This is a genomic window from Virgibacillus profundi (assembly GCF_002287375.1).
Classification (GTDB): domain Bacteria; phylum Bacillota; class Bacilli; order Bacillales; family Amphibacillaceae; genus Virgibacillus_K; species Virgibacillus_K profundi.
The window spans coordinates 267,219-286,211 of record NZ_NPOA01000004.1 but is presented as its reverse complement, the minus strand read 5'-3'; the positions used below and the strand labels follow the sequence as shown (position 1 = coordinate 286,211).

The window sequence follows — 18,993 nt, the reverse complement described above, 5'->3', positions numbered from 1 at the left end:
CAGCAGGCCCGAACAATTGTTTCAGTTAATTGGGTGGGTTTAGTTTAGTGCGCTCTTTTTAACCTTTAATGCCAGTTTTTATCTTTTTCTTTTATCATTTTTTACTTGACTTATCACCACAAGTCTTAATACTATTTTATCATCATTATACCGATTAATTTCTATTTTTTGAAATTTTACGTAATATTTTTTTAGAAAAGTTTAGATTACAACATATATACGATGCCAACAATCAAAAATATAACTGCTACAACAATTAAGATTTTAGCTAGTCTGTCTAAAACCACAGTAGTCTCCCCCTATCCAATACTTGCACCTATAACAAATGATAAACCTATCGAAATCATCATTGAAATTAAACCGACTGCCTTATTTCCTTTTCCAATCTCTTCGTCAACTTTAATTGTTGGTGTAAGAAACTCAAAAATAAAATAACCTGATAATAATAAAATAAAGCCAATCGTTCCCCAGCTAATGCTTTGTATTAATGTGTCATTATGTTCGATGGAGTAGCGGAAGATCGTTGCTATCCCAAAGATCTTTCCACCTGTCGCCATCGCTACTGCAAAGTTGCCATTTTTAATTTCATGCCAATTTTTATATGTTGTGACCAACTCAAAAATAGCTAAAAACACAATCGTACATAAAATAACAACACTATATCTGGCAGCGGTCTCCACTATTATGTTTTCCCAGAATACATCCATGAGTGAAATACCTCTTTTCCTTTACTTGTGTAACCCTTTCTCGCTAGCGAAATTCAATAACCGTTACACCACTACCGCCTTCTCCCATTGAACCAGGTCTGGCTGATGCAATACTTGGGTGTTTTTTCACAAATTCCTGAACCCCTTTTCTCAGTGCCCCTGTGCCTTTACCATGAATAATAAATACTTTGGGATAACCTGCCAGTAATGTATCATCAATATACTTTTCCAGTTTTAATAACGCGTCCTCAAAACGTTCGCCGCGTAAATCGAGCTCTGTACTGACATGATAGGCCGAACCTTTAATTGTTGCCAGTGGCCTTTCGATTATTTGCTTTTGCTTACCGATTAATTGAAGGTCTTTTCTTTTCACCTTAACCTTCATAATCCCAACTTGTACGAGGTATTCATTTTCATTAACCTTTTCTAATACTTCACCTTTTTGGTTAACAGTCAACAGTTTTATTTCGTCCCCTGGCTGTAATTCTTCACGAGAAGGATTTGGTTCAGTTATTTTATTTTCCTGTTTGGAAGAAAGATTAGGTTTTGCTTCCTCCAGCATTTTTTTTGCTTCAATCCATTCATGTTCTTTCATATTCGTGTTTGTTTTCAATTTACGGATTTCATCAACGATTATTTCAGCTTCTTCACGTGCTTTAGTCAAAGCTTTCTCTGCCTTTTCCTCTGCCTTTTTATATAACATTTCCCGTTTTTGCTCAAACTGTTTCCACTCTTTATTCAGGTCTTCGCGTAAATTCTCACTATCAAGTAAAATCTGATGTGCTTCTCTGTAGTCCTTTTCTGCATCCAGTTGGGACTTTTCCAGCGAGGCAATCATATTTTCAACACTTTTAGAGTCAACACCTATATGGCTTTTTGCTCTTTCAATAATACCGTTGTCCAACCCTAAACGCTTCGAAATGTCAAATGCATTACTTCGACCCGGAACTCCGATTAACAAACGATAGGTCGGCTGTAATGTTTTTACATCAAATTCAACAGATGCATTAACAACATTTTCACGATTGTATCCATATGCTTTTAATTCAGGATAATGAGTTGTTGCAATTACACGTGCATTTCTGGAGACTACCTCATCCAGGATAGACATCGCCAGTGCTGCACCTTCCTGGGGGTCTGTACCTGAACCAAGCTCATCAAATAGAACTAATGAATTATAATCAACCTGTTTAATTATTTCAACAATATTCGTCATATGGGAAGAAAATGTACTTAAGTTCTGTTCAATCGATTGTTCATCTCCAATATCTGCAAACACATCGTCAAAAACTGCCATTTCACAGCCATCAAGTGCTGGTATCTGCAAACCTGATTGGGCCATTAATGTGCATAACCCAACCATTTTCAGAGTGACCGTTTTTCCGCCAGTATTGGGACCGGTAATTACAATTGATGTATATGTTTCGCCTATTTCAACATCATTTGCAACTACTTCATCAATTGGAATTAACGGGTGACGTGCCTGCTGCATCTTAATAATACCTTTATCATTAATTTTCGGCATTGCTGCTTTCATTTGCTGCCCATATTTAGCTCTGGCAAATATGAAGTCGATTTTCCCAAGTGTAGTTACATTTTCGTATAAAAATGCTTCCTGACTTGCAATATGCTCACTTAATTCACGTAATATCCGTTCTATTTCCTGCTTTTCTTTAACTGCTGCTTCCTGTAGTTGATTGTTTAAGTCAACAACTGCTTTAGGCTCCATGAATAATGTTTGGCCTGAGGCAGACTGATCATGAACAATTCCACCAATCGATCCACGGTATTCCTGTTTAACCGGTAACACATAGCGATCATTTCGAATCGTTATAATCGCATCTGACAGCATATTGCTATTTGTTTTTGTATAACCCTCAAGCCTATCCCGAACTCTGCTTTCAAATGTACGAATGGAGGACCTGACACTCCTGAGCTTATGTGAGGCACTATCCATCACGTACCCATGATCGTCTATACAGCTTTTTATATGGGTTTCCAATTCCCGGAGTGGTGTAATAAGGTCGGCAAGTTCTTTTAAAATCGTCAAATCTTCTTCCAGATTTTCAATGAAAACTTTTGCCTGTCGCCCACCATATATCGTATTGGCAACATCCAAACATTCACTTATCGTTAAAATACCACCAATTGCACTGCGTTTAAGACTTTCCCTGATATCAGCTATTCCACCTAAAGGAATAACTTTATTCAAACGTACAATTTGTGCTGCTTCATCTGTCTCGTTCTGTAGTTGTATTACTTCATTTACATCTATTGAAGGGTTCATTTTTATAGCAAGATCTTTCCCGAGGGATGTAGCAGTCTGATTATTCAGTTGTTCAATTATTTTATTAAATTCAAGTACACGGAGAATTCTATCATTCATATATACTTACTCCTTTAACTGCATAGCTTATCATGTACAAGTATCTGTCCCCCTGAACCGGTGAACAAGTCTACTTTTCCTGTTATTATTTATTACGATTGAAATAATCAATAAGTTTCTCTTTTGACCAAGTATTTATAACAGACTCTTTGCGGATCCAGCCTTTTCTTGCCACACCTACACCATATACCATATGATCAAGCATTTGATAATTATGTGCATCTGTATTTATTGCTATAGTTGCATCTGCTTCTTGCGCTTTTCTAACCCATTCGGATGACAAATCCAGGCGATTCGGATTTGCATTGATTTCCAGTGCTGTATTTGTTTCCTTTGCACGTTCTATTAATTTTTCCACATCTACTTGATATCCCTCACGTCTGCCAATCAATCTACCTGTTGGATGAGCGATAAGTGATACATATGGATTTTCCAATGCAGCATACAGACGATTCATGATCTTTTCCTCTGTCTGATTGAAACTGGAATGAATTGCACCAATTACAAAATCCATTTCTTTTAAGAAGTCGTCTGAAAAATCAAGTGTTCCATCCGGTAAAATATCCATTTCCACACCGGCGAAAATATGAATATCATTATACTTATCATTTAATTTAGCTATTTCTTCCCGTTGTTTTCTTAATCGGCTTTCATCCAATCCATTGGCTACCCGCAAAAATTTAGAGTGATCGGTGATTGCCATATACGAATATCCCTTATCACGAACCTGATTTACCATTTCTTCCAATGACTGGGCCCCATCACTAAATGTAGTGTGCATATGCAGGTCACCACGAATGTCATCCATTTCGATAAGTTTTATTTCATCTTCAAAGGCTTCAACCTCACCAGTGTTTTCTCTAACTTCCGGTGGAATATATGTTAATCCAAAATGACTGAAGAATTCTTTTTCGGAAGAGAAGGTTAATAATTCGCCTGATTCTTCAATTTCAATTCCATATTCATTTATTTTTTCGCCACGGGATTTAGCAAGCTGCCTCATTGCCACATTATGTTCTTTTGACCCTGTAAAATGATGAAGTGTTGTTGCAAATTCATTTACAGTAACAAGCCTGAAATCAACATTAATATCATATATATCATCAAGTGTAACAGATACTTTTGTATCTCCTTTTGCAATGACTTCCTTAATATTTTCCATTTTCAATAAGGAATCTCGTACTTTTTCCGGTTGTTCTGTAGCAATGATAAAATCAATATCTTTAACTGTTTCACGCATTCGACGCAGGCTACCTGCCCGTGAAAAGTTTTCCACCTCAGAAATTTCTTTAACATATGCTTCAATTTTCTCAGCAATTGGCAGCATGATAGCTATCGGTAAGCGCTCTGGACGTTTTCCTGAATCTTCTATTGCTGCAAGAATCTTTTCCGCTGTTTTCTTACCGAACCCGGCAAGCTTTTCAACCTGTCCATTTTCACATACTTCTTTTAATGTTTCTGCATTCCTGACACCAAGCTCCTGATAAAGCTTTGCTAGTTTTTTACCACCTAAACCCGGTAAATCAAGTAGTGGTATTAATCCCTCCGGTACCTCTTTTTGCAATTCCTGCAGCATTTCTGATGTACCGTTTTCTATATATTCCACAATAACCGTACCTGTTCCCTTACCAATGCCCTTAATTTTCGTAAAATCTTCTATTTCGGTTAATGATCTTTCATCTGTTTCAAGGGCTTGCGCTGCTTTTCGGTATGCAGAAGTTTTAAAAGGATTCTCTCCTTTTAATTCCAAGTATATAGCTATATTTTCAAGTAATTTAATTACATCTTTTTTATTTACATCCATGATGATCCCACCTGTATAATATTCTCTTAGAAAACCTGGCTTATCGCCAAGCTTAGTTCAACGATATTTAAACCGCACTGTTGATACTTTATGCGAAGTATTTCTTCTAAAATGCTTCTTTTTAATAAATTGTTGTTTTTGTCACAAAAGATATAAAATGCGACGTAACTACTGTTTACTATAATCGCCGTTCGGGATCACTCCGGGCGGATGCGGACCTTAGGGCACGGCCTTAGCCTCCTCGAGAAAACCATTCTGCGGGGTCTTCGGACACGTGCTGGGACTGCGATTACTCGCCCCACCGAAAACCTTTGTTCCCGCAGGAGTCACCGCCCTTCGCTCAACCGAACTGGTGAGATGGTTCGATGTTTTAAAAATTGACTACTAATGCATTACATCAACAGTAACCGGAAATCCAGCGGAGGAAACACATTGAAGACTCCTGCGGGAGGAAAGGCATAGGTGAGACCCCGGAGTGCGTAGCACGAGGAGGCTCACCAGCCGCCCTAAGGTCCGCGAAATGTGTTTCCGGAGCGAATCCCTGCTCTCAACCAGTGTTTGTAAATGATTTTCACTGCGTCGCACTTTATATCAACTCCGAGGATTAAAAAGCTACAAAATTTACTAAAAAAGCCTTACGTGCTTCCCTATCAATGCATCAAAAAGACTGATTCGTTTTAGTTAATACCTATTGTACATGACGTACATTAGTATCACTAACACTTTGAATCAGCCTTTTTCCACATAATTAACTATTAAACATATCTGTAACATGTGTAAACCACAGTTCTTTTATTTTTTCTGATAGATATGGTGTGTCCTCTATCATAAATAAGGCAATCGATGAATCATTGATCCAGGCTTGAATTCCTGTTATTGGAGTTAATGCCAAAATATATAAAATAATAAAGGTTAAGAGATAAACCTCGACAAATCCAAGTATTGCTCCAAGAATTTTATTCACTGATTTTAATAGTGGTAAAGAAGCAACAAAATCAAGCATGGAAGCTATTATTTGCAAGATGATTTTGACAGCAAAAAAGATTACCGCAAATGCAATGGCATTATAAAAACCATTTTCAAGCGGTAAAGCTTCCAGGAAATCGGCCCAGGCACTTTCATCAGATATTTCCGGATAGGGAATCCAGAGTGAGAGTCTTGGTCCAAGATCATCATAATATACGGCAGCCACAATAAATGCGATAATAAATCCGGCTAAATGAAACAATTGCAGGATAAAGCCTCTTTTTAAACCAACTAAAAAACCAAAAACCAATATTAAAATTAAAATAAAATCAACCATACTTTATTGATCCTCTTTCTTTTTTAATGAACCAAGCAACGAGGCATAGTCCTCTTTTAATTTCAGATAATCATTCATTGTATTCACAGCTGTAAGTACTGCTAATTTTGTTGTATCAAGATGAGCGTTCTTCTCTTGTATTTCATTCATTTTCTGATCAACCAGACTGGCAACCATGCGTACATGACTGACAGGTTCTTTGCCAATTATTGTATAGGATTTATGATTTATTTCTACAGTTATGCGTTGTTTATCCTGTTGAGCCACAGCGGGTCTCCTCCTGTCTTGGAAAAAAATTGTTCTCTTTATATTAACATGAAGATATACATTTAGGAAACTGATATTCCTATGCATTTCAATATTTATTATTTTTTTGCTTTAACCTATATACATTCACTTTCCAGATGATATAAAAAACGATATGGCAACTGCCACATCGTTTTTTAATTAGGATCTTACATATGCACCATATTTACTATTGACCGTTTCAATTATTTCGTTAAATGATTCTTCTATTTCATCATCTTTTAACGTTTTTTCCGGGTGCTGATATAGTAAACTGTAGGCAATTGACTTCTTACCATCTGGTGCATTTTCCCCTTGATATACATCAAAAATGTCGACTTTCTTTACAAGTGGAGCACCTGTTTCTTCAATTGTAGCTTTTACATCTCCTGCAAGTACTTCCTCATCAAGAATAAAGGCAATGTCACGTGCAATAGATGGGTATTTCGGGATTTGACTATAGGTGGACTCATTTGAATAGGCTGCAAATACTTTTTCCATGTTTACATCAAATACAAATGTTTCCTTCAAATCCATATTTTTTTCCAAAATTGGATGTAACTGCCCAATGAATCCAATTACTTCATCATGGAGTGTCAGTGTTGCACATCGACCCGGGTGCATATCAGGAAGCTTAGCCTGTTTAAATAAAACAGGGATTTGCAAGAAATCAAAAAGCCCTTCCAATATACCTTTGGTTAGATAAAAATCCACTTCTTTTTTCTCTTGCTGCCATGGCTGTTCTGTCCATGTTCCTGATAACGCTCCTGCAAGTCGTAAACTTTCATCAGGTTGCTTAGTCAACGTTTTTTCATGTGTTATATATATCGGACCCAATTCATAATAGGCTAGGTTTGACTGATTTCTTGCCTGGTTATAGCCTAATGTTCCCAAAAGCTCAGGCAATAGACTCAACCGTAAATATTTATGATCTTCAGTCATGGGCATAGCCAATGCTATTGGTTCCGGATTATTTTCCTGAACTTCCGGACTGATCAGCTTACCGATGTTTTTTTCATTCGTAAGTGAATACGTAATTGTTTCCATTAATCCTGTACCTTGAAGATAATTTTTAATATCACGTTTTAATTGCTGTCTTTCAGTTAAAGCCCCAGCTTGTGATGCGCCCACTGGTAAGGTGTATGGCAGATTATCATAGCCATAAATTCGAGCTACTTCCTCAAGCATATCCTCAAAAATAGTAATATCTCCACGCCGGGTGGGAGCATAAACAGTGAAATCTTCGTTATTTTGCTCAAAATTAAATCGTAGCTTATTTAAAATATCAATAATTTCTGCTATTGTAATTTCAGTTCCCAGGCGTTTATTAATCTCTGTCGTATTTATTTCAACTACTTTTTCGGAACGGTCCAACTCATCAAATTCAACTGTATTTGCAAGGACTTTCCCACCAGCATATTGCTGCAGAAGCTGACAAGCTCTTAGTCCTGCCTTCTTCACACGATTTGGATCAATTCCTTTTTCAAATCTTGTACTCGATTCACTGCGTAACCCTGTATCTTTAACTGTCTTTCGAACAGCCGATGAGACAAAGTATGCTGCTTCCAATAAAACAGTAGTAGTAGTCTCATTTACTTCTGTACCTGCACCACCCATAACACCAGCCAGTGCAACAGGTTCTAATCCATTCGTAATTACAAGATGATCTTCTGATAATGTTCTTTCCTGATCGTCCAATGTAACAAGCGTCTCTCCTTGTTTCGCACGGCGGACAACAATTTTTTCAGACTGAAGCCTGTCGTAATCAAATGCATGTAATGGCTGACCATATTCAAGGAGGACATAGTTCGTAATATCAACAACATTATTAATGGGACGAATTCCTGCTGCCATTAGGTAATTGCACATCCATAGCGGAGATGGTTTTATTTCAAGATCCTTAATAATAAATGCACCATAATATGGATTTAAATCTTTATCTTCCACCTCTACAGAAACATAACTATTTGCATCCTCATCACTTACCTCCACCGCTTCTTCAGGTAATTGGATTGGCTGATTCAAAATCGCAGCTACCTCATATGCTACACCATGCATAGATAAGGCATCTGCTCGGTTTGGGGTTAAATCAAATTCTAAAACTGCATCATTCAAATTAAGTAAGGCTTCAACATTTCCCCCAATTGTTACATTATCTGGAAAAACAAAAATTCCATCTACAGCATCTTTCGGCACATATTTTTCCTCGACCCCAAGTTCCTTCAGAGAACAGATCATACCATTTGATTCCACGCCGCGAAGTTTAACCTTTTTAATTTTAAAATTACCAGGTAATACTGCACCAGGTTTTGCTACAGCAACTTTTTGACCTTGGGCAATATTTGGTGCGCCACAAATAATCTGCAGCTTGTCATCACCAACATCTACCTGACAAAGATTTAATTTATCCGCATTTGGATGCTTTTCGCAAGACTCCACATATCCTACGACAACATTTTCGCTTTTCTCAGCAATATATTCAATTCCATCCACTTCAATCCCGGATTTTGTAATCTTTTCTGCTAATTCTTCAGGACTGATCATTCCAATATCCACATAATTTTTTAACCAATTTAATGATACTAACATACTTTTAAGTTACCTCCCTACGCATTGTGATACTGTTTCAAAAACCGTATATCATTTGTGTAAAATTGTCTGATGTCATTTACTCCGTATTTCAACATGGCAATTCGTTCAGTACCCATGCCAAATGCAAAACCACTGTATTTCTCAGGATCATACCCAGCCATTTCAAGGACATTCGGATGTACCATACCTGCACCTAATATCTCTATCCAGCCACTTCCTTTACATACGGAACAGCCATCACCACCGCATACCTTACATGAAATATCCATTTCGACAGAAGGCTCAGTGAATGGGAAATAACTTGGACGCAGGCGTATTTTACGTTCCTGGCCGAACATTTTCTTGGCAAATGTATCCAGTATTCCTTTCAGGTCACTCATTCGAACATTTTCATCAACAAAAAGTCCTTCAATTTGTGTGAATTGATGTGAATGTGTCGCGTCATCTGTGTCCCGTCTGTATACTTTTCCTGGACATATCATTCTCACAGGCTTCCCACCGTCAAATTCACGCATTGTTCTGGCTTGAACGGGAGATGTATGTGTTCTCATTAATAGCTCGTTTGTAAGATAAAATGTATCCTGCATATCTCTTGCCGGATGACCTTTTGGTAAATTTAGTGCCTCGAAGTTATAGTAATCTGTCTCCACTTCCGGACCTTCCCGCACCTCAAAGCCCATTCCAATAAATAAATCTTCAATCTCCTCAACAATTGATGTCAATAAATGAGGACCGCCAACCTTAACCTGCCGACCAGGCAATGTAATATCAATTGCTTCTGCTTCTAATTGTTTTTCCATTGCCTCTTGTTCAAGGATTTCACTTTTTTGTTCCAATGCATCTGTGATCGCTTCTCTTACTTTATTGGCAATTTCACCTACAACCGGTCGTTCTTCCTTGGACAGCTTTCCCATCCCTCTTAAAACACCTGTTAATGAACCTTTTTTACCTAAGTAAGCAACTTTAATTTCTTGTAGCTCTTTAACATTATTAGTTCCGTCAATTTTTTCCAATGCTTCTGATTGAATTGCCTCCAATTGCTCCTTCATTTGCAATGCCTCCTTAAAAATAGAAAAAGCCCCTATCCCAATAAAGGGACGAGGCTATTATTTCGCGGTACCACCCTAATTAACACTTTATTATTCATTCGTGTTCAACTTGAAAAATGATAACGGATTTAAATCCGGAACACCTTTACTTGATTGAACAAGGTCCAAGTGTCAGCTCCAGAGTGAAATAGTAATATCCAATACGGTAGAAATGCTTTCAGTCCAGGGCACTTCATCCCTTTACCGCTCCTAAATATCACATAGCTCTTTCAATGCATTATTATGTTATATATATTATAGATAAATAACGGTCAGCTTGCAACTTTAACTTTTAACATAATACATCAGTATACCTGTTGCTACACTGACATTAAGTGATTCAGCTTTGCCATAAATAGGTATGTTTACAAGCGTATCTGCCAAATCCATAAGTTCTTCCCTAACACCGGCACCTTCATTTCCAACAATTATTGCAACTTTTTTACTAACTTCCAGATCCGTATAAACCTTCGCATTATTCAATGCCGTTGCCCATACATTGTACCCATTATTTTTTAAATCAATTATTTCTTCCTTGAGATCTGCCTGAAATGTTGGGATATGAAAAATAGATCCCTGTGTAGCACGAATCACTTTTTCATTATACATGTCAACTGTATCACTCCCTAAAACAATCCCATCAAATCCTGCAGCATCAGCAGTTCTGATGATTGTCCCCAGATTTCCAGGATCCTGTATGGAGTCAATCAACAGCAAGTAATTTCCGGTTATAGAAATGGTTTCATTCATTGCTATAACCGCGGCAATCCCTTGTGGAGATTTTGTTTGTGAAATATGCTGAAAAACATTATCACTCACCTCTTCAAGCGGGAAATCATTACACCAGCCTGGTAACTCCACATTATTCTGGGTTATAATTTCTATAATGGACCAATTACTTTTCCAGGCTTCCTCTAATAAGTGGAAGCCTTCAATTAAAAATGTCCCTGAACTTGTACGGTCTTTTCGTTTATGCAGTTTACGCCATGCCTTAACCTTGTCATTTTTTACAGAAGTAATCATTTTTTCCATCCTTATCTTCTATTTCTCATCTAATCATACATATTTTCATCTATTCAGGTCAAACTATCCTTAGTTTAATTTTAAAATAATGAGGTGAAAAAATGGATTTAAACTTGAGAAAAGCAATTTTATCCAATATTGCTACAAATGATCAGGGTCAATTAGAGGCAACAATTGTTGATGCCATTGAAAAAGGCGAAGAAAAAATGCTTCCAGGTCTAGGAGTTTTATTTGAATTAATTTGGAGCCAATCAGCTGAACAGGAAAAGCAGGAAATGGTAGATGCTTTGGAACAAGGCGTTAAACAAGCAACTAATTCTCAATAAATTTCTGAAAACTGTAAAGGACAGGTGTAAAAAAATAACATCTGTCTTTTTTTCAAAAATAATCATATATAACTAGTTTTCATTAAAATAAAGAGGATAACATAAATAAATTACCATTTTTTACATAATATATAGGAATAGAAACCTACTAATAAATCTTGAGATCGAGATAATATCAGTACTTAAGTATCATGATATTGAACATATATCATGGAACAATTTGACTATATTTTTTTTAAGTGATATAAAAATATGAAGATGCTTTAATGTAATGAGATTATTGCTTTCATAATACATATAAGTATAGAGTGCTAAGGAGAGAGGGGAAATGATCAATGGATGAATCATTTAACAACGGGGGGAAAAAGAAAGGTCTTTCAAAAGGAATAATTGCAATTATTGTAGCAGCTGTCTTAGTAGTGGGAGGCAGTGTAGCAGCATTTGTTATAATGGACCTTTCAGCAAAGGAAAAATTCTTTTTAGCTGAAAAAGACACATTTGACTTTATAACGGAAAAAGTTGAACAACGATACGAGCCGGAATTGAGCTGGTTGGAGCAAACTGAAACGACACCAACAGAATCAACGGTGGAACTTTCAGCAGAATACAATGTTCCAAACAATATGGGGGGTGGCGGATTCGGTACAGTAGATCCGGCGCAGATCATTAACAACTCCACCATCACCATAACTGGTGCAACTGATATGGAAAACAAAAAAGCTTCTGCAGCATTAAAAGCTGATATCGGCGGAATGGAAATTGATGATATTAACTTTTATTTAACTGCAGAAAAAATCATGGTGGGACTGCCATTTATTGAAGAATTACTGCAATTAAAAGATGAAGATCTCGGTAACCTTTTAAAAGAGGTAGATCCGGAAACTTTTACAGGTGAAGAATCTATGAATCTGGAAAGCTTTTTTGAAGGAACAAATGGTTTTCTTTCAGAGGAAGACCAGAAGTATTTAGAAGATGAATATGCTAAAATGATATATGATGAATTACCAGAAAGTGCATTTGAAACTGTCGATGAAACGATTAAAGTAAATGGTGAATCACTTGATACTGAAAAAATAACATTTAATCTTTCTGAAGAACAGTTCAAAGATATTTTAATTAAAACTTTTGAAAAACTAGGAAAAGATGAAAAAGTTAAAGAGCTTATTCGGGATCAAATGGCATTGCAATTTAGTGGTCCATCCATAGAAGGAGAAATCGATCAATTAATCAGTGATTTCGAAACGGCGATGGCTGATGCTGAAGAAGGAATACAAGATTTCCAGATTCCTGATGGCTTAACAGCAATCTCCTGGATCAAGGATGATTTAATCGTACAACGTGATTTTCAAATTGAAATGGGTCCTTCCACTGACGAATTAGTAAGCTTTGCAGTTAAAGGGTCTCAGTTATTAGAGGATACAAAGCAATTCTTTAATTATGATTTAAGTTTCTCTGATTCTATTGATCAAGGTACAATGAATATTTCCGGAAACCTATCATGGGAGGATAATAAGGCGGATGACTCTATTAATCTAACAGCAGATCAAGTTACCCTTTCCTATGAAGGTACAGAATCATTAAAGGATGGCAAACGTGATTTTGAGCGTGTGTTTTCTGTGGAGGATCCGTCCTTTGGTGGAGGTAGTTTAATTTGGTCTGGAAATGCCACCTATGACAATGACAAAATGAGTTCAGAGCATAATCTTTCCATTGAAAGCCCGGAAGTCAGTCAGGATATGTTTACACTAAACGTTCTGGTGGATGGTCAAACAATTGAAAGTGTTGAACTGCCTAATGAGGATAATGTTAAGGATTTAGGAAGTATGAGCGTTGAAGAAATAACAGATTACTTCGAGCTTGAAGTAACACCACAAGTGCAGCAATGGATGTTCGGAATCCTGGCTGGCAGTGGGAACATGGGATTCTAAAAGGATTCATCTAAACATAAATGAAATGGAAGTGCCTGTATGCATTTCGTAAAACACTTACTTTTATTTATTAAAAATAATTTTTTGCAGCTTAGGAGGAAGTGGCTATCACTTCCTCTTCTTTTGCTTTTTCCAATTTTAATTGTTGGACTTGTTGCCGGCTTAATAATCACCTTCATCACACCTGATGATAGTGATCCAATTTATGTTGGATTAGTAGATAACGACCAGTCAAAAGAAACACAATTGGTAGTTGAACTGATTGATCAATCATCTCAACTCAGTTCATTCATTCAAATAAATAAAATGTCAGAAGCTGAAGCCGCTAATGCCATTAAGAAAGATGAGTTAACCTCATACATAACCTTTCCGAATAACTTTACAAACAATTTATATCAGGGAGAACCTGTTAAACTCCCAATTGTTGCAAATCCCAACAGATCAACTGAAAGTTACCTGGTGAAAGAATTGATTGAAAGCATAACACGACATATTAGTGCCTCACAGGCAAATATATTAACAATTAATTACTATGCAAAAGAACTCAATATCGATGATGATATACGAAATGATCTATTATTTGAACAGTTTAAAGAGTTTTTATTTTATACGATAGGTAAGGATAAAATAATAAATGAACAGGAAATAACAAATAATGCAACTGCGTCCCCTATTCATTACTATGGAATAGCCAGTTGGTTCATTATTCTAACTATCTGGCTTTTAGCTATATATAATTTTCTTTGTAAAGAAAACACCATCCATATAAAGCAGCGAATGAGGCTTTACGGGATTACTGACCGACTGCAAATCACGGCAAGAATGATTGTTTCCCTTCTGATTACTATGTTATTTTCAGCTTGCTTCTTTGCTATACTAAATCATCTGCTAGAATGGAATTTGATTTTAGAGGATTATGTAAGAATATCTTTTCTTTTATTATTATATAGCATCATATTCCTCACATGTTTGGCAATCATAGAGGTTATTATCCCATCACAGAAATTCCGGCTGCTTGGACAATCTTTCCTCACTGGATTAATTCTGTTAGTTAGTGGTGCTATAATACCTACTATATATTTCCCAGTACAAATTCAGCAATTTTTGCCATATGTCTTTTCATTTGAGGCTTTAAGCTGGCTACAGGAAATTTCACTTAATGATCGCTTATATGCAGATTTTTATCCCTTATTAATCATGAGTGTAGCAGGATTATTCCTACTCTATGGGATTTCAATTTGGAAGGAGCGTGTTCAGGAATGATTAATATACTGCAAACACGCCTTATTCATTGGAAGAAGCAAATTTTCACATTACTTTTTTGGCTGCTCCTTCCTATTGTTACAACAATCTTAGTTACTAACGTAACCAGTGCAATTCAGGATGACAGTAAGGTTCCGGTTGGCATTGTTCTAGAAGAAAACACACCACTCGCTAAAGACCTGGTGACTTCTATTAAACAGACACCATTTATAAGGGTCTATGAAACTACGGAAGAAGATGCGCTTCTAAAAATAGAACAGCATGAACTGGATAGTGCTTTTGTGATTAAAGCAGGCTATGATGAACAGGTGCGAAAAGGAAGTAGAAATCGCTTAATAACTAGCTTTCAATCTGATTTATCATTTGCATTTACTCCTGTATCGGAAATGATTATCTCTTATGTCCAGCAAGATACGGGGAGATCAAAAGCAGCCTTTACAGTTAAAAATCTAAGTGACAATGCGGGTCTAAGCAAACAGTGGACCTGGGAAGAGGTTGTGGCTAAAAGTAAAGAAATTGAGGCCAAGGAAAATCTGCTTCATACGACATTTACTTTTGCTGATTCAGGACAAGAAAATGATGGAAAAGGAATTACAATATGGAAACCATGGGGACTATGGGCCGTATTCAGTATTTTAAGTACCTTACTCTTATTTGATTGGTTAATTAAAGAAAACAGATCGAGCCTTGCCCCAAGATTTACATTTATCCGGATTACATTTAAAAACTATATGGTAATAAATGCATTATTCTATACAATATTACTATTTATTTTTGATCTGATCGCAGCAGGTGCTTTCTTTTTATTTTTAGAGGAACCTTTTAACCTACACTCGATTGGCGTAATTCTTTCTTACCGTTTGATGTTAAATGCAGGTGCTTTTCTATTGGCATTATGCTTTAAAAATGTTTATTTGTTTTACAGTGTTTCCTTTGTCATTACATTACTAGTCGCAATTACCAGTGGTGCTATTTTACCAATTGATGGTATTATTCAAAGCTATCAATGGCTCGAATATTTAAATCCACTTGCTACTTTTCTATCGAATAAAATAAGTGTTATTTGGTTAATTATATTTAGTTTTATCATTGGTTTATGGCATGTAAGAAAGGAGAAATCCCATGCTTAATGTTACTAATATATCAAAAAAATATGGAAAAAAGTCAATTTTGTCATCCATCTCCTTATCTGTTCAAAAAGGAGAAATAATCGGACTTGTTGGTGAGAATGGTGCTGGGAAATCCACACTGCTTCATATTTTGGCAACCATTCAAAAGCCAACAGATGGCGTAATTTCCTTAAATGACATGTCCTATGACAAGAACAAAAAAGTAATCCGGAAACAAATCGGCTTTGTTCCACAGGATATTGCTATATGGGATGAATTTACGGTTGAAGAAAACATGATTTTCTTTGAAAAATTATCCTGGAGAAAGAAAAGTAAAATAGAATTAAAGCAGCTGTGCCTGGATATGGAACTTGATAAATGGAAAGAACCAACCAAAACATTGTCAGGTGGAATGAAACGCAAATTGAATCTGGCTATCAGCCTGATTCATGATCCTGAACTTTTATTGTTGGATGAGCCTACAGTTGGAATTGACCTAAAATCACGTAAAGAGATTGGAACCTACTTAAAAAACCAGGCCATAAACGAAAAAAAATCAATTGTTTATACTTCCCATGATATGGATGAAATAATCAGCCTATGTGATCGTGTCATTTGCATTGGTGAGGATCCCTTTTATAAAAGTATATTAATAGATTCGGGAAAAGAAGTAATTTCTTTTTAACGGGATGACTAACCGCAGTCCTAATAATTTTATTGCTTTATTCAGCTTCTCTAAGTAAAATAAGTATATACGGCTAAGGGGGATTTCAGATGGAGATAAGAGATTTGCAGCAAATGATTCAATACCAGGCAATGTCGATAATGACAACCAATAATAATTCACTCTCAAACCATTCCCCAATGGTTGACTTAGCATTTAAACAGCTACTTCAGGATAAAATAAATAATGCTTCTGCACTTAATAATGCAAATTTGCAGCCAAGCAAAAATGACTTTACTGCTACATACACGGCTGCACTTCCCCTGGCAACTTCAAATGCCACAGGAGGCGCTCTAGGAGCAACTCAATTTGATACATACATAAGTGAAGCTGCCGGTAAATATGGCATTAGTGAAAAGCTCATCCATTCTGTAATTCAAACAGAATCGAATTATAATGCAAATGCCAGAAGCGGTGCCGGTGCTATGGGATTAATGCAATTAATGCCGGCAACAGCCAAAGGTCTTGGAGTTACAAACCCATTTGATTCGGAGCAAAATATTGATGGTGGAACCAAGTATTTAAGCCAAATGCTAAGCCACTACAATGGGAATCTTGGATTAGCACTCGCCGCGTATAATGCCGGACCGGGGAATGTTGATAAATATCAGGGAATCCCACCATTTAATGAAACACAAAATTATGTTAAGAAAGTTATGGATTCTTATTTAGCATAGGAAAACCATTTGATGAAAAGAACTTCAGTAATAGTTGAAGTTCTTTTTTCACAGCAGCGGCTTCAACTCGATCACTCTGAAATTTGATATATTATAATTTCCTCTTATTTTTAATAAAGTAAATACTGAGAACTATGATGATTAGAATAGGAATTACAAAGGCAGCAGCTAATCCTGAGAAATTACTTTTTTCTTTTCCATACGTATACTCAGCTTCTCTGACCGCTTTTTTATACTTGCCATCGTTTTCTTGTACTGCAATCGCTTCATCTGTACTTATCCCTTTGATTGAATAATATTTAGTACCTCCCCTATAAGTATTTGAGAAGTTACCGGCATACTGCTCCATATCTGAATACTTTTTGACTTCTCCAATCTCGCTGCCAACTTCCTGGACGTACTCATTACCGACCACATAAATATAATCATCCCAAACTACAAACGAATAAGCCCAGGATGTAGCAAATAGTTTGCCTGGAAAAAAAGAAGCAAATATAATAAATAATATTAGAAGATAACGAAACTTCATGAAAACCCCCCTTTTATTTCAGTAGACGGTTAATAGGAGGTATAGGTTACATCATCGATAGGAAAACGATCCTATTTTACCAACAATTTCATTGGAATTCCCAGAATTCTTCATGAAAAATAAAACCCTCATAGAATAATATAAGTAAAGGTGAATTTTAACACTAATAAAAAAACAGGTACAATCCTATATAGAATCGTACCTGTCCTGAAAGAGTTCTATTTAAATACTTTTGGCCTCTCCCTACTCCTTCTTAAATTCTTTCGTACTTCTTACCGTATCAATAGGACGAACCATTTTTTCAATTTCATCACGTTTTGGCTCTAAAAACGGAGGAAGCGATAATTTTTCTCCTAATGTTTCATAAGATTCGTCCCCCATAAATCCTGGACCATCTGTTGCAAATTCAAATAAAATTTGTGGTGCAACATTAGAATATAGAGAACCAAAGAAATGACGTTCCACAAAGCCTGAAGTTTGGAAACCAAAGCGGCGCATATGATTATCCCATTCGTCGAGCACAGAACGGTCTTCAACACGAAATGCTGTATGATGAACTGTACCAAAGCCTTGTCGAGCCAATGGAAGAACGGTATTGAATTCTACAACTACCTGAGCACCATTTCCCCCTTCGCCAACTTCAAATAGATGAAAGTCACCTTCATTAGCTATCTCCTTAAATAATAAAACTTTCTCCAGCATTTCCTTAAAGTAATCGAAGTTAGCGATCCTAACAAAAATCGGACCTAACCCGGTAATTGCAAATTCTAGAGGAACTGGCCCTTCCTGCCATGGTGTGCCTGCAGCAACACCTTCATTATCTTCATCTGAAATTAATTGATACTGCTGGTCATCGAAATCTACAAAAGAAATTGTCTTTTTGCCAAACTGCTCTTTTATACCAGTGTGTTTTACTTCCAAACGGTCAAACCGATTTACCCAATATTCAATTGCCGCATCACTTGGTACACGAAATGAGGTTTTGGAAATTTCATTCGTTCCATGTACTCCTTTAGGGATACCAGGAAAATCGAAGAAAGTCATATCTGTTCCCGGGCTTCCAGTATCATCGGCGAAAAATAAATGATATGTTTGAATATCATCCTGATTCACTGTTTTCTTTACTAAGCGCATACCCAATACATATGTGAAAAACTCATAGTTCTTTTCAGCACTGCTTGTAATTGCAGTTACGTGGTGTATTCCTTTTAATTCGTTCATTATAAATTCCTCCATTTTGAACTTAAAA

16 protein-coding genes are annotated in these 18,993 nt (G+C 36.5%); 6 read left to right on the top strand and 10 right to left on the bottom strand.

Going from position 1 to position 18,993, the window contains the following annotated elements:
* Window positions 1-299: 299 nt before the first annotated feature.
* The 8 genes from CIL05_RS08190 to CIL05_RS08155 all read right to left on the bottom strand — a co-directional run bounded on the left by CIL05_RS08190 (window position 300) and on the right by CIL05_RS08155 (window position 11,188).
* Window positions 300-707, bottom strand: a complete 408-nt coding sequence (locus CIL05_RS08190; protein ID WP_095655041.1) for a DUF350 domain-containing protein — start codon at window positions 705-707, stop codon at window positions 300-302.
* A gap of 43 nt (window positions 708-750) precedes the next feature.
* On the bottom strand, window positions 751-3,093 hold the full coding sequence (locus tag CIL05_RS08185; protein WP_095655040.1) for an endonuclease MutS2: 2,343 nt from the start codon (window positions 3,091-3,093) through the stop codon (window positions 751-753).
* Window positions 3,094-3,178: 85 nt separating this feature from the next.
* Window positions 3,179-4,897 carry a DNA polymerase/3'-5' exonuclease PolX gene (gene polX / locus CIL05_RS08180; protein ID WP_095655039.1) on the bottom strand — a complete coding sequence of 573 codons (1,719 nt, stop codon included), beginning with the start codon at window positions 4,895-4,897 and terminating at the stop codon, window positions 3,179-3,181.
* A gap of 748 nt (window positions 4,898-5,645) precedes the next feature.
* On the bottom strand, window positions 5,646-6,200 hold the full coding sequence (locus CIL05_RS08175; protein WP_095655038.1) for a CvpA family protein: 555 nt from the start codon (window positions 6,198-6,200) through the stop codon (window positions 5,646-5,648).
* 3 nt (window positions 6,201-6,203) lie between these two features.
* Window positions 6,204-6,467: a cell division protein ZapA gene (zapA, locus tag CIL05_RS08170; protein ID WP_095655037.1), complete on the bottom strand. Its 264-nt coding sequence runs from the start codon at window positions 6,465-6,467 to the stop codon at window positions 6,204-6,206.
* A gap of 180 nt (window positions 6,468-6,647) precedes the next feature.
* Window positions 6,648-9,074, bottom strand: a complete 2,427-nt coding sequence (gene pheT / locus CIL05_RS08165; RefSeq protein WP_095655036.1) for a phenylalanine--tRNA ligase subunit beta — start codon at window positions 9,072-9,074, stop codon at window positions 6,648-6,650.
* 17 nt (window positions 9,075-9,091) lie between these two features.
* The gene (pheS, locus tag CIL05_RS08160; protein ID WP_095655035.1) at window positions 9,092-10,126 is read right to left on the bottom strand and encodes a phenylalanine--tRNA ligase subunit alpha; all 1,035 of its coding nucleotides are present in this window, start codon (window positions 10,124-10,126) and stop codon (window positions 9,092-9,094) included.
* Window positions 10,127-10,450: 324 nt separating this feature from the next.
* Window positions 10,451-11,188: a TrmH family RNA methyltransferase gene (locus CIL05_RS08155; protein WP_095655034.1), complete on the bottom strand. Its 738-nt coding sequence runs from the start codon at window positions 11,186-11,188 to the stop codon at window positions 10,451-10,453.
* Between the two features lie 101 nt (window positions 11,189-11,289).
* Between CIL05_RS08155 and sspI the strand changes: the two genes are divergently transcribed.
* The 6 genes from sspI to CIL05_RS22795 all read left to right on the top strand — a co-directional run bounded on the left by sspI (window position 11,290) and on the right by CIL05_RS22795 (window position 17,215).
* Window positions 11,290-11,514 (top strand): small acid-soluble spore protein SspI, encoded by a 225-nt coding sequence (gene sspI / locus CIL05_RS08150; protein WP_095655033.1) that lies wholly within the window; start codon window positions 11,290-11,292, stop codon window positions 11,512-11,514.
* Between the two features lie 335 nt (window positions 11,515-11,849).
* Window positions 11,850-13,442 carry a DUF6583 family protein gene (locus CIL05_RS08145; RefSeq protein WP_095655032.1) on the top strand — a complete coding sequence of 531 codons (1,593 nt, stop codon included), beginning with the start codon at window positions 11,850-11,852 and terminating at the stop codon, window positions 13,440-13,442.
* Between the two features lie 39 nt (window positions 13,443-13,481).
* On the top strand, window positions 13,482-14,705 hold the full coding sequence (locus tag CIL05_RS08140) for an ABC transporter permease (RefSeq protein ID WP_095655031.1): 1,224 nt from the start codon (window positions 13,482-13,484) through the stop codon (window positions 14,703-14,705).
* Complete coding sequence (locus tag CIL05_RS08135) at window positions 14,702-15,835, top strand: ABC transporter permease (protein WP_095655030.1); 1,134 nt, start codon at window positions 14,702-14,704, stop codon at window positions 15,833-15,835. The genes CIL05_RS08140 and CIL05_RS08135 overlap by 4 nt, the downstream gene beginning before the upstream one ends.
* Entirely contained in the window at window positions 15,828-16,499 is a 672-nt protein-coding gene (locus tag CIL05_RS08130) for an ABC transporter ATP-binding protein (protein ID WP_095655029.1), read from the top strand. Before CIL05_RS08135 ends, CIL05_RS08130 begins: the two co-directional genes overlap by 8 nt.
* Before the next feature lie 89 nt (window positions 16,500-16,588).
* Complete coding sequence (locus tag CIL05_RS22795; RefSeq protein WP_095655028.1) at window positions 16,589-17,215, top strand: lytic transglycosylase domain-containing protein; 627 nt, start codon at window positions 16,589-16,591, stop codon at window positions 17,213-17,215.
* A gap of 91 nt (window positions 17,216-17,306) precedes the next feature.
* Here the strand turns inward: CIL05_RS22795 and CIL05_RS08120 are convergent, their stop codons facing one another.
* Together CIL05_RS08120 and CIL05_RS08115 are read right to left on the bottom strand one after the other, a co-directional pair.
* The gene (locus CIL05_RS08120) at window positions 17,307-17,744 is read right to left on the bottom strand and encodes a hypothetical protein (protein WP_206207760.1); all 438 of its coding nucleotides are present in this window, start codon (window positions 17,742-17,744) and stop codon (window positions 17,307-17,309) included.
* 243 nt (window positions 17,745-17,987) lie between these two features.
* Window positions 17,988-18,965, bottom strand: coding sequence for a ring-cleaving dioxygenase (locus tag CIL05_RS08115; RefSeq protein ID WP_095655027.1), 978 nt, complete (start codon window positions 18,963-18,965; stop codon window positions 17,988-17,990).
* Window positions 18,966-18,993 lie beyond the last annotated feature (28 nt).